Source organism: Streptomyces sp. NPDC018610 (assembly GCF_044391765.1).
Taxonomy (GTDB): Bacteria; Actinomycetota; Actinomycetes; order Streptomycetales; family Streptomycetaceae; genus Streptomyces.
The window spans coordinates 85,513-97,881 of the sequence record NZ_JBISAL010000002.1 but is presented as its reverse complement, the minus strand read 5'-3'; the positions used below and the strand labels follow the sequence as shown (position 1 = coordinate 97,881).

Sequence of the window (12,369 nt, the reverse complement as noted above, 5' to 3'; positions counted from 1 at the left end):
GGCGCTCCCGCCGGGACCCCGCTCACCTCACCGTCTCCCCGAGTGGGTCAGGCCTTCTTCACCGCTTCCACGGCGTGCCCGCCGAACTGGTTGCGCAGCGCGGCGACCATCTTCATCTGCGGCGAGTCCTCCTGGCGGGAGGCGAACCGGGCGAAGAGGGAGGCCGTGATCGTCGGCAGCGGCACGGCGTTGTCGATGGCCGCCTCCACCGTCCAGCGGCCCTCGCCGGAGTCCTCCGCGTAGCCGCGCAGCTTGTCCAGGTGGTGGTCCTCGTCGAGCGCGTTGACGGCGAGGTCGAGCAGCCAGGAGCGGATGACGGTGCCCTCCTGCCAGGACCGGAAGACCTCGCGGACGTTGTCCACGGAGTCCACCTTCTCCAGCAGCTCCCAGCCCTCGGCGTAGGCCTGCATCATCGCGTACTCGATGCCGTTGTGGACCATCTTCGCGAAGTGGCCGGCGCCCACCTTGCCCGCGTGGACGTACCCGTACGGGCCCTCGGGCTTGAGCGCGTCGAAGATCGGCTTCAGGTGGTCGACGCACTCCTTCTCGCCGCCGACCATGAGCGCGTAGCCGTTCTTCAGGCCCCACACGCCGCCGGAGACGCCGGCGTCGACGAAGCCGATACCCCGCGCGTGCAGCTGCTTGGCGTGCTTCTCGTCGTCCGTCCAGCGGGAGTTGCCGCCGTCCACGACCACGTCGCCCGGCTTGAGCAAGGTGGCGAGCTGGTCGATGACGTGCTGGGTGGGACCGCCGGCCGGGACCATCACCCACACCGTGCGCGGGGCGTCGAGCGCGTCGACGAGGTCGACCATGCTCTCCACGTCAGTGACTTCGGGATTCTGGTCGTAACCGACGACCGTGTGGCCGGCGTTGCGGAGGCGCTCCCGCATGTTGCCGCCCATCTTGCCGAGACCGATCAGTCCGAGCTGCATGTCAGTTCACTTCCTGAGAGTGCGGTAGGCGGCCACGAGGGCGGCGGTGGACGGGTCGAGACCGGGCACGTCGGCGCCCTCGGTCAGGGCGGGTTCGACGCGCTTGGCGAGCACCTTGCCGAGTTCGACGCCCCACTGGTCGAAGGAGTCGATGTTCCACACCGCGCCCTGGACGAACACCTTGTGCTCGTACAGCGCGATCAGCTGGCCGAGGACGGAGGGGGTCAGCTCGGTCGCCAGGACGGTGGTGGTGGGGTGGTCGCCGTGGAAGGTGCGGTGCGCGACCTGCTCCTCGGCCACGCCCTCGGCGCGTACCTCCTCGGCGGTCTTGCCGAAGGCCAGCGCCTGGGTCTGGGCGAAGAAGTTCGCCATCAGCAGGTCGTGCTGGGCCTTGAGTTCGTCGCTCAGCTCGCCGACCGGGTTGGCGAAGCCGATGAAGTCGGCCGGGATCAGCTTGGTGCCCTGGTGGATGAGCTGGTAGTAGGCGTGCTGCCCGTTGGTGCCGGGCGTGCCCCACACCACGGGGCCGGTCTGCCACTGGACCGGTTCGCCGTCGCGCTGCACCGACTTGCCGTTGGACTCCATGTCCAGCTGCTGCAGGTAGGCCGTGAACTTCGACAGGTAGTGCGAGTACGGCAGCACCGCGTGCGTCTGCGCGTCGAAGAAGTTGCCGTACCAGATGCCCAGCAGGCCCAGCAGCAGGGGCGCGTTGGCCTCGGCGGGCGCGTTCTTGAAGTGGTCGTCGACGATGCGGAACCCGTCCAGCATCTCGCGGAACCGGTCCGGCCCGATGGCGATCATCAGGGACAGGCCGATGGCGGAGTCGTAGGAGTAGCGCCCGCCGACCCAGTCCCAGAACTCGAACATGTTGGCCACGTCGATGCCGAAGTCGGCGACCTTCTCGGCGTTCGTGGACAGTGCCACGAAGTGCTTGGCCACCGCCTCCGGACCGGCCTTCAGCTCGCCGAGCAGCCAGTTGCGCGCCGAGGTGGCGTTCGTGATCGTCTCGATCGTGGTGAACGTCTTGGAGGCGACGATGAACAGCGTCTCCTCGGCGTCCAGGTCGCGGGTGGCCTCGTGCAGGTCGGCGCCGTCGACGTTGGACACGAACCGGACCGTCAGGCCGCGGTCGGTGAAGGCGCGCAGCGCCTCGTACGCCATCGCGGGGCCGAGGTCGGAGCCGCCGATGCCGATGTTGACGACGTTCCTGATGCGCCGGCCGGTGTGCCCGGTCCACTCACCCGAGCGGACCCGCCCGGCGAAGTCGGCCATCTTGTCGAGGACTTCGTGCACCTGGGGCACGACGTTCTCGCCGTCGACCTCGATCACCGCGTCCCCGGGGGCGCGCAGCGCGGTGTGCAGCACGGCCCGCTTTTCGGTGACGTTGATCTTCTCGCCGCGGAACATCGCGTCGCGCAGGCCGAACACGTCGGTGGCCGTGGCCAGTTCCTGGAGCAGGCCCAGGGTCTCGTCCGTGATCAGGTGCTTGGAGTAGTCGATGCGCAGATCGCCGACGCGCACCGTGTAGCGCTCGGCGCGGGAGGGGTCCTGCGCGAACAGCTCCCGCAGGTGCGACGTCCACTGGTCGCGGTGGTCCGCCAGGGCGGTCCACTCGGGCCGCCGGGTGAGCTTGGGGGTGTCGGTCATGTCAGACGGTCTCCTTGATGCCGTCGCCGCGCAGGGCGATGGCGTACATCTCGTCGGCGTCGAGTCGGCGCAGTTCCTCGGCGATCAGCTCCGAGGTGGGACGGACCTTGAGGGCCAGCGTGCGCGAGGGCTGACCCGGCAGGGTCAGGGTGGCCAGCGGCCCGGCGGGCCGGTCGATGACGATCTCGCCGTCCGCCGTGCCGAGCCGTACGGCGGTGACGAACGGGCCGGCGCTGCCCACGCGTTCGACCCGCACGCCCAGCCGGGCCTCCAGCCAGCGGGCCAGCAGCTCCGCGCTCGGGTTGTCCGCCTCGGCCTCCACGGCCGCGGACGTCACCTCCGTCCGCGCCTGGTCGAGGGCGGCGGCGAGCATCGAACGCCACAGGGTCAGCCGGGTCCAGGCGAGGTCGGTGTCGCCGGGGGCGTAGTGCCGCGCCCGGTTGTCCAGGACCTCCAGCGGGCGGTCGAAGGCGTACAGGTCGGTGATCCTGCGCTGGGCCAGCGCGCCCAGCGGGTCATCGGCCAGGTTCTCCGGCGCGTCCACCGGCCACCACACCACGACCGGCGCGTCCGGCAGCAGCAGCGGCAGCACCACCGAGTCGGCGTGGTCGGACACGTCGCCGTAGGTGCGCAGCACCACCGTCTCGCCGGTGCCGGCCTCGGAGCCGACCCGGATCTCCGCGTCCAGCCGGGAGTGGGTGCGGTCGCGCAGCGTGCGGGCCTGCCGCTTGATCACGACCAGGGTGCGCGAGGGGTGTTCGCGCGAGGCGTCCTCGGCCGCCTTGATCGAGTCGTAGGCGTTCTCCTCGTCCGTGACGATGATCATCGTCAGGACCATGCCCACGGCCGGGGTGCCGATCGCGCGGCGGCCCTGCACCAACGCCTTGTTGATCTTGCTTGCCGTGGTGTCGGTCAGGTCGATCTTCATGGCCTGCGCCAGCTCCGTCCGTCTCGTGCGAGCATCTCGTCGGCTTCCCGCGGACCCCACGTTCCCGACCGGTACTGGGCGGGCCTGCCGTTCTCGTCCCAGTAGGCCTCGATCGGGTCGAGGATCTTCCAGGACTCTTCCACTTCCTGGTGCCGGGGGAACAGGTTGGCGTCACCGAGCAGCACGTCCAGGATGAGGCGTTCGTACGCCTCCGGGCTGGACTCCGTGAAGGACTCGCCGTAGGCGAAGTCCATCGACACGTCCCGGATCTCCATCGACGTGCCGGGCACCTTGGAGCCGAACCGTACCGTCATGCCCTCGTCCGGCTGGACGCGGATCACGATGGCGTTCTCGCCCAGCTCCTCGGTGGCCGTGGAGTCGAACGGGGAGTGCGGGGCCCGCTTGAAGACCACCGCGATCTCCGTCACCCGGCGGCCGAGCCGCTTGCCCGTGCGCAGGTAGAACGGGATGCCGGCCCAGCGGCGGTTGTCGATCTCCAGCTTGACCGCCGCGTAGGTGTCGGTCTTCGACCTGGGGTCGATGCCCTCCTCCTGGAGGTAGCCGACGACCTTCTCGCCGCCCTGCCAGCCCTCGGCGTACTGGCCGCGCACGGTGTGGGCGCCCAGGTCGTCGGGCAGCCGCACCGACTTGAGGACCTTCAGCTTCTCGGTGAGCAGCGCCTCCGCGTCGAAGGCGATGGGTTCCTCCATCGCGGTGAGGGCCATCAGCTGGAGCAGGTGGTTCTGGATGACGTCGCGGGCCGCGCCGATGCCGTCGTAGTAGCCGGCGCGGCCGCCGATGCCGATGTCCTCGGCCATGGTGATCTGGACGTGGTCGACGTAGGAGCGGTTCCAGATCGGCTCGTACATCTGGTTGGCGAAGCGCAGCGCCAGGATGTTCTGGACGGTCTCCTTGCCCAGGTAGTGGTCGATGCGGAAGACCTGCTCCGGGTCGAACACCTCGTGCACGATCCGGTTCAGCTCGCAGGCGCTGTCCAGATCGTGGCCGAACGGCTTCTCGATGACGGCGCGCCGCCAGGAGCCCCGCGGTCCCTCGGCCAGACCGTGCTTCTTCAGCTGCTCGACGACCTTGGGGAAGAACTTCGGCGGCACCGACAGGTAGAAGGCGTAGTTGCCGGCCGTGCCCCGGGAGGAGTCCAGCTCGTCCACGGCGGCGCGCAGCTGTTCGAAGGCCGTGTCGTCGTCGAAGTCTCCGGGGATGAAGCGCATCCCCTCGGCGAGCTGCTGCCAGACCTCCTCGCGGAACGGCGTGCGCGCGTGCTCCTTGACCGCGTCGTGCACCACCTGCGCGAAGTCCTGGTCCTCCCAGTCCCGGCGGGCGAAGCCGACCAGCGAGAAGCCCGGCGGCAGCAGACCCCGGTTGGCCAGGTCGTAGACGGCCGGCATCAGCTTCTTGCGGGACAGGTCGCCGGTGACGCCGAAGATGACGAGCCCGGACGGGCCCGCGATCCTCGGCAGCCGGCGGTCGCGGGCGTCACGCAGCGGATTCACCCAGTCGGCGGTGGACGTGGGCGCCGTCCGCGTCTCTGACGGTGCGGAGCCGGAGCCGGAGCCGGAGTCGGCTCCGGGGGCGGCGGCGTCGGACGCGGCCGCGGCGCTCCGGCGGCGCGCCTGTTCGACGGCCGGCTCGCCGGCCTGCATGGCCTTGGGACCCGGCCCCTCCGGAACCGCGGCGGCCTGCGCCGACGGCTCCTTCGCCGCGTCCGCTCCCGGCGTCGCCGGTTCGGCGGGCTTCTTGCTCATTCCGCGTCAACTCCCTTGCTGTTCAAGGACTTCGCGACCGCGTCCAGCAGGTCCTGCCAGGCCGTCTCGAACTTGGCGACGCCCTCGTCCTCCAGCTGCTGCACGACCTCGTCGTAGGAGATCCCCAGCCGCTCGACCGCCGCCAGGTCGGCACGGGCCCGCTCGTAGCCGCCGGTCACCGTGTCACCGGTGACGACGCCGTGATCGGCGGCGGCGTCCAGCGTGGCCTCCGGCATGGTGTTCACCGTGCCCGGCGCGACCAGCTCGTCCACATACAGGGTGTCCTTGTACGCGGGATCCTTCACCCCGGTCGACGCCCACAGCGGACGCTGCTCGTTCGCGCCGGCGCCCTTGAGGGCGGCGAAGCGCTCGCCGGCCGGCGTCGAACCGTCGGCGGAGCCGAACACCTGCTCGTACGCCTCGTAGGCCAGCCGCGCGTTCGCCAGGGCCGCCCGGCCCTTCAGCGCCAGGGACTCCTCGGTGCCCAGCAGGGTCAGCCGCTTGTCGATCTCGGAGTCGACCCGGGAGACGAAGAAGGAGGCGACGGAGTGGACCGGCGACAGGTCCCGGCCCGCGGCACGCGCCTTCTCCAGACCGGCGAGGTAGGCGTCCATCACCTCGCGGTAGCGCTCCAGGGAGAAGATCAGCGTCACGTTCACACTGATACCCGCTCCGACGACCTCGGTGATCGCCGGCAGGCCCGCCCGGGTGGCGGGGATCTTGATCATCACGTTGGGGCGGTCCACCAGCCAGGCCAGCTGACGGGCCTCGGCGACGGTCGCCACCGTGTCGTGGGCGAGCCGCGGGTCCACCTCGATGGAGACCCGGCCGTCGCGGCCGCCGGTCGCGTCGTACACCGGCCGCAGCACGTCGGCGGCGGCCCGCACGTCGGCGGTGGTCATCATGCGCACGGCCTCGTCGACGGTGACGCCGCGCACCGCCAGGTCGGCGAGCTGCGCCTCGTAGCCCTCCCCGGAGCCGATGGCGGCCTGGAAGATCGAGGGGTTGGTGGTCACGCCCACCACGTGCTTGCTCTCGACGAGACCGGCCAGGTCGCCCGAGTCGATCCGCGGCCGCGACAGGTCGTCCAGCCAGATCGACACGCCCTCGGCGGACAGGCGCTCGAGCGCTCCGGCGGTCGCGGTTGCTTCGGTCACAGTGATCATCTTCCTTGTTGCGTTCGGATCATGCGCGCGCGGCGGCCAGCGATTCGCGGGCCGCGGCGACGACGTTCTCGGGGGTGAAGCCGTACTCGGCGAAAAGGATCCCGGCGTCGGCCGAGGCGCCGAAGTGCTCCAGGGAGACGATGCGCCCCGCATCACCCACATAGCGGTACCAGGTCAGCCCGATGCCGGCCTCCACCGCGACCCGCGCCCGCACCGACGGCGGCAGCACGCGCTCGCGGTACTCGCGGGGCTGCTCCTCGAACCACTCCACCGACGGCATCGACACCACCCGGGTGCCGATGCCCTCCGCCTCCAGGCTCTCGCGGGCGGCCACGGCGAGCTGCACCTCGGAGCCGGTGGCGATGAGGACCACGTCGGGGGTGCCGGTGGACGCCTCCCGGAGGACGTACCCGCCCTTGGCCGCGTCGTCGTTCGGCGCGTACGTCGGCACGCCCTGGCGGGTCAGCGCCAGACCGTGCGGGGCCGGGTCGGTGGAGTGCCGCCGCAGGATCTCCGCCCAGGCGACGGCGGTCTCGTTGGCGTCGGCGGGACGGACCACGTTCAGGCCGGGGATGGCGCGCAGCGAGGCCAGGTGCTCGACGGGCTGGTGGGTCGGGCCGTCCTCGCCCAGGCCGATGGAGTCGTGCGTCCACACGTAGGTCACCGGCAGCTGCATCAGCGCGGCCAGGCGCACCGCGTTGCGCATGTAGTCGGAGAAGACCAGGAACGTGCCGCCGTAGATGCGGGTGTTGCCGTGCAGGGCGATGCCGTTCATCTCCGCGGCCATGGAGAACTCGCGGATGCCGAAGTGGACGGTGCGCCCGTAGGGGTCGGCGCCCGGCAGCGGGTTGCCCTTCGGCAGGAACGAGGACGTCTTGTCGATCGTCGTGTTGTTGGAGCCGGCCAGGTCGGCGGAGCCGCCCCACAGCTCGGGCAGGACCGCGCCGAGCGCCTGGAGCACCTTGCCGGAGGCGGCGCGGGTGGCGACCGCCTTGCCCTCCTCGAAGACCGGCAGCGCGTCCTGCCAGCCGTCGGGGAGCTGGCCGGCCACGATCCGGTCGAGCAGCTTCGCGCGCTCGGGCTGGGCGCCGCGCCACTCGTCGAGCCGCTTGTCCCAGGCGGCGTGCTCCTCGGCGCCGCGGTCCAGGGCCTGCCGGGTGTGTGCGAGGACGTCCTCCTCGACCTGGAAGGTGCGCTCCGCGTCGAAGCCGAGCAGGCGCTTGGTGGCGGCGATCTCCTCCTCGCCGAGCGCCGAGCCGTGTGCGGCCTCGGTGTTCCGCGCGTGGGGGGCCGGCCAGGCGATGATCGTGCGCATGGCGATGATCGAGGGGCGCCCGGTCTCGGCCTTCGCCGCCGTCAGCGCCGTGTACAGCGCGGCCACGTCGACGTCGCCGTCCTCGGTCGGCTCGACGCGCTGGGTGTGCCAGCCGTAGGCCTCGTAGCGCTTGAGCACGTCCTCGGAGAAGGCGGTGGCGGTGTCGCCCTCGATGGAGATGTGGTTGTCGTCGTAGAGGAAGACCAGGTTCCCGAGCTTCTGGTGCCCGGCCAGCGAGGAGGCCTCGGCGGAGACGCCCTCCTCCAGGTCGCCGTCGGAGACGATCGCCCAGACGGTGTGGTCGAAGGGGGAGGCGCCCTCGGGCGCCTCCGGGTCGAACAGACCGCGCTCGTAGCGGGCGGCCATCGCCATGCCCACCGCCATCGCGACGCCCTGACCGAGCGGCCCGGTCGTCGTCTCCACGCCCGCGGTGTGCCCGTACTCAGGGTGACCGGGCGTCTTCGAACCGTAGGTGCGGAACGCCTTCAGGTCGTCCAGCTCCAGCTCGTACCCGGCGAGGTAGAGCTGCGTGTAGAGGGTCAGCGAGGTGTGGCCGGGGGAGAGGACGAAGCGGTCCCGGCCGGTCCACTCCGGGTCGGCCGGGTCGTGCCGCATCACCTTCTGAAAGATCGTGTACGCGGCCGGGGCCAGGCTCATCGCGGTGCCGGGGTGGCCGTTGCCGACCTTCTGCACGGCGTCGGCCGCCAGCAGGCGGGCGGTGTCGACGGCACGCCGGTCGAGGTCGGTCCACTCGAAGCGGTCGGTTGTCTGCTCGCTCATCTTCAAGAAGTCCTCGGAAGAAGCGGAAATGGTGCCGGACGTGTTCGAACTTAAAAGTCAGACTTTTTCGCCGGAAGGTCTTCGTGTGTCAGCCTGTGGTGAAAATGGGACACCCCGCGACGAACGATCCGGACGGCGGGCGGTCAAGGCGGTACGAGAGGGACATGGCGGACGCAATCACCCAGCACGGAGCGGGCGCCCGGGGCGGCGACGGCGACGGGATCAGGACCTTCCCCTTCCCGGTCGACCTCAGCCTCGGCGGCGTCGGGCTCCAGATAGGCCCCATGGGCGGCGGGCGCACCTGGCACGCCGAGGCCCCTCTGCATCGCGTCCACCGCATCGACTTCCACGTGGTCATGCTCTTCGGTGACGGCCCCGTGCGGCACATGGTCGACTTCGCCGAGTACGAGATCGAGGCGCACGACGTGCTGTGGGTCCGCCCCGGACAGGTCCATCGTTTCTCCGGTACCGACGAGTACCGCGGAACCGTGCTGACCATGCAGCCCGGCTTCCTGCCCCGCGCCACCGTCGAGGCGACCGGCCTGTACCGCTACGACCTGCCGCCCCTGCTCCACCCCGACGACGCCCAGCGGGAGGCGCTGGAGGCCGCCCTCGGCCAGCTGCGCCGCGAGTACGAGGACACCGAGACCCTTCCCCTGAGCCTGCACACCGCGGTGCTGCGCCACTCGCTGACCGCGTTCCTGCTGCGTCTGGCCCATCTGGCGGCGAGCTCGGCGGAAGCCACCCGGCGGCAGGCCGACACCACCTTCACCCTGTTCCGCGACGCGGTCGAGAAGGGCTTCACCACCAACCACAGCGTCAGCGCCTACGCCGACGCCCTCGGCTACTCCCGCCGCACCCTCGTACGAGCGGTCCGCGCCGCCACCGGCGAGACCCCCAAGGGCTTCATCGACAAGCGCGTGGTGCTGGAGGCCAAGCGGCTGCTCGCCCACACCGGCCTGCCGATCGGCCGGGTCGGCGCGGCCGTCGGCTTCCCCGACGCGGCCAACTTCTCCAAGTTCTTCCAACTCCACACCGGCCAGACCCCGGTGGCCTTCCGGGCGGAACTGCGCTGAACGCGCGACGGCCCCGCGCCGGTGCGCGGGGCCGTCGGACGACCGGGGGCCTGCGGGAGGCGGTACGGGCGGGCGTCCGGCCGGAGCCGGTACGGCGTCCGGCGTCCCTACCGGAGTCGGTACGAGTGGACGGTCGTCGCCACCTTGCACACGCTCGGCGGGACCACCTCGGCGCGCAGGACGCCTCGGGCGGCGTCGTAGTCCACGCCCTCCGCCTCGAACGTCCCCGAGCACACGCTGCGCTGGGGCAGCGCGAACAGGCTCGTCACATGCCCGGTGACCGGCGAGCCGTCCAGCGCGTGGTCCAGGTCCACCTGGAGCAGCGGCCGGTCCTCGGGGAAGAGCGACCTCGAGCCGTCGTCCGACGCGCACAGCAGCCGCGTGCCGTCGACGAAGTCGCAGCCCTGGATGTCGCGCACGGGCTTGTCGAGGGTGATCTGCGGGGCCTGCGCCAGTGTGCCGCCCGCGGCGGGGGTGGCCGGGTTGAGCAGGGGAGCGGGGAAGACCTGGAGCCGGCCCTGGTCGCCCCACTCGCCCGACACCAGCCACTGGGCGTCGGGGGAGACGGCGGCGAAGGAGTTGTTCACCTTCTCGCCGGCGTCGAGCGGATGGACGTACTCGTAGCGCTTGCCGGCCGGGGTGGTCACCGCGTACATCTTCGACGTCGCGTCGTCCGCGCCCTGGTAGGCGTCGAAGACGTAGTCCCGGGCGACGTCCGGGTCGCCGACGTGGTTCCAGCCCTTGACGCGCAGGTCCAGCGGGATCGAGGCGAGCCCCCGGTACAGCAGGGACCCGTCCGCGCGGCTCGCCAGGCCCTGGCTGCCGCTCAGCGAGTCGACGTACGCGGTGCCGGTCTCCTGCCAGACCGGCACGGCCGCCACGGCGGAGGCGGCCGTGGCGAGGGCGACGGCCGCCGACAGGGTCACGACGGCGAACAGTTGACGTCTCATACGAACCTGCCATGTCCATGAGGGGTGGTGGGTTCGCATCGAACCATGTGCCAGCCCGTCAGGTCACCGCCTGAGGCGGGCGCGTCCGGATCGCGTCCCCGCCTCCCTCGCGCACCGGCCGCCCCGCACTCCGGTGCGCGGGCAGGGGCGCGCCCGACGAGTAGGGTTCATGGCGGGCCGGCGCCGGCCGGACGCCGTGGCGGGAAGGTGCGAGGGTGAGGCTGACGATTCTGGGCGGCGGCGGATTCCGGGTGCCGCTCGTGTACGGGGCACTGCTGACGGACCGCGCCGAGGGCCGGGTCACCGAGGTCGTCCTGCACGACGTCGACGCCGGACGGCTCTCCGCGGTGACCCGGGTGCTGGCCGAACAGGCCGCCGGAGTGCCGGACGCCCCCGCCGTGCGGGCCACCACCGGCCTCGACGAGGCGCTGCGCGGCGCCGACTTCGTGTTCTCCGCTATCCGCGTCGGCGGCCTGGAAGGTCGCGCGCAGGACGAACGGGTCGCCCTCGCCGAGGGCGTGCTCGGCCAGGAGACGGTCGGCGCGGGCGGCATCGCCTACGGGCTGCGCACCGTGCCCGTCGCCGCCGACATCGCCCGGCGGGTGGCCCGCCTCGCGCCCGACGCCTGGGTCATCAACTTCACCAACCCGGCCGGACTGGTCACCGAGGCCATGTCCCGCCACCTCGGCGACCGCGTCATCGGCATCTGCGACTCACCGGTCGGCCTCGGCCGCCGCATCGCCCGGGTGCTCGGAGTCGCTCCGCAGGAGGCGTGGATCGACTACGTCGGCCTCAACCACCTCGGCTGGGTGCGGGGGCTGCGGGTCGCCGGACGCGACCGACTCCCGCGCCTGCTGGGCGATCCGGAGCTGCTCGGCTCCTTCGAGGAGGGTCGGCTCTTCGGCCCCGACTGGCTGCGCTCCCTCGGCGCGATCCCGAACGAGTACCTGCACTACTACTACTTCAACCGTGAGGCCGTCGAGGCCTACCAGCGCGCCGAGAAGACCCGAGGCGCCTTCCTGCGCGACCAGCAGGCGGCGTTCTACGAGCGGTTGGGCGACCCGCGCGCCCCCGCGCTGGAGACGTGGAACCGCACCCGCGCCGAGCGCGAGGCCACCTACATGGCCGAGAACCGGGAGGCTGCCGGGGCGGGGGAGCGGGAGGAGGACGACCTCTCGGGCGGCTACGAGAAGGTGGCCCTCGCCCTGATGCGGGCCATCGCCCGCGACGAACGCGCCACGCTGATCCTCAACGTCCGCAACCGCACCACGCTTTCGGTGCTGGACGCGGACGCCGTCATCGAAGTGCCCTGCCTGGTCGACGCGGGCGGCGCCCACCCGGTCTCCGTCGATCCGCTGCCGGGCCACGCCACCGGCCTGGTCTGCGCGGTCAAGGCGGTCGAGCGCGAGGTGCTCGCCGCGGCCGAGTCGCACTCCCGTGAGGCGGCGGTCAAGGCCTTCGCGCTGCACCCGCTGGTCGACTCCGTCGACGTCGCCCGCAGGCTGGTCGAGGGATACACACGGGTCCACCCCGGGCTGGCGTATCTCGCCTGAATGCCGGGGGAACTGCGTCGCGGCGGCCGGCCGCCCCCCGTACCGCGACCGGCCGCCCCGAGCCCCCGTTCCCCCGTGTCCCCCGTTCCCGTCCCCCGTCTTCTCCGCATCCCCACCCATGAGAGTCGGTGGCGGCGCTCCTGATACACCCCGGAAGAGAAGAATCCGCGGAAGACCGCCGGCGGAGCCGGAGCGTGCGTTCGCGAGCGCGGACGCGGGAGGGCGATCAGGAGGCGTGGGCCCGGGAGCAGGGATCCGG

At 71.5% G+C, this 12,369-nt stretch carries 9 protein-coding genes; 2 read left to right on the top strand and 7 right to left on the bottom strand.

Annotated elements, in window-relative coordinates; translation table 11 throughout:
* Positions 1–47 precede the first annotated feature (47 nt).
* From gnd to tkt, 6 genes are all read right to left on the bottom strand, one after another.
* Positions 48–932, bottom strand: coding sequence for a phosphogluconate dehydrogenase (NAD(+)-dependent, decarboxylating) (gene gnd, locus ACH5A8_RS05955; RefSeq protein WP_398998444.1), 885 nt, complete (start codon positions 930–932; stop codon positions 48–50).
* A 6-nt stretch (positions 933–938) separates the two neighbouring features.
* Complete coding sequence (gene pgi / locus ACH5A8_RS05950; protein ID WP_398998442.1) at positions 939–2,579, bottom strand: glucose-6-phosphate isomerase; 1,641 nt, start codon at positions 2,577–2,579, stop codon at positions 939–941.
* A gap of 1 nt (position 2,580) precedes the next feature.
* Positions 2,581–3,507 (bottom strand): glucose-6-phosphate dehydrogenase assembly protein OpcA, encoded by a 927-nt coding sequence (gene opcA, locus ACH5A8_RS05945; RefSeq protein WP_398998440.1) that lies wholly within the window; start codon positions 3,505–3,507, stop codon positions 2,581–2,583.
* Positions 3,504–5,168 (bottom strand): glucose-6-phosphate dehydrogenase, encoded by a 1,665-nt coding sequence (gene zwf, locus ACH5A8_RS05940; protein WP_398999748.1) that lies wholly within the window; start codon positions 5,166–5,168, stop codon positions 3,504–3,506. Before zwf ends, opcA begins: the two co-directional genes overlap by 4 nt.
* 98 nt (positions 5,169–5,266) lie before the next feature.
* Entirely contained in the window at positions 5,267–6,436 is a 1,170-nt protein-coding gene (gene tal, locus ACH5A8_RS05935; RefSeq protein ID WP_398998438.1) for a transaldolase, read from the bottom strand.
* A gap of 19 nt (positions 6,437–6,455) precedes the next feature.
* On the bottom strand, positions 6,456–8,531 hold the full coding sequence (gene tkt / locus ACH5A8_RS05930) for a transketolase (RefSeq protein ID WP_398998436.1): 2,076 nt from the start codon (positions 8,529–8,531) through the stop codon (positions 6,456–6,458).
* Between the two features lie 164 nt (positions 8,532–8,695).
* Between tkt and ACH5A8_RS05925 the strand changes: the two genes are divergently transcribed.
* Positions 8,696–9,607: a helix-turn-helix domain-containing protein gene (locus ACH5A8_RS05925; RefSeq protein ID WP_398998434.1), complete on the top strand. Its 912-nt coding sequence runs from the start codon at positions 8,696–8,698 to the stop codon at positions 9,605–9,607.
* Positions 9,608–9,714: 107 nt separating this feature from the next.
* Here the strand turns inward: ACH5A8_RS05925 and ACH5A8_RS05920 are convergent, their stop codons facing one another.
* Positions 9,715–10,557 carry a hypothetical protein gene (locus tag ACH5A8_RS05920; protein WP_398998432.1) on the bottom strand — a complete coding sequence of 281 codons (843 nt, stop codon included), beginning with the start codon at positions 10,555–10,557 and terminating at the stop codon, positions 9,715–9,717.
* A gap of 215 nt (positions 10,558–10,772) precedes the next feature.
* On the opposite strand from ACH5A8_RS05920, the gene ACH5A8_RS05915 reads away from it, so the two are divergent.
* A complete protein-coding gene (locus tag ACH5A8_RS05915) occupies positions 10,773–12,110 on the top strand; it encodes a 6-phospho-beta-glucosidase (protein WP_398998430.1) in 1,338 nt (445 codons plus the stop codon).
* Positions 12,111–12,369 lie beyond the last annotated feature (259 nt).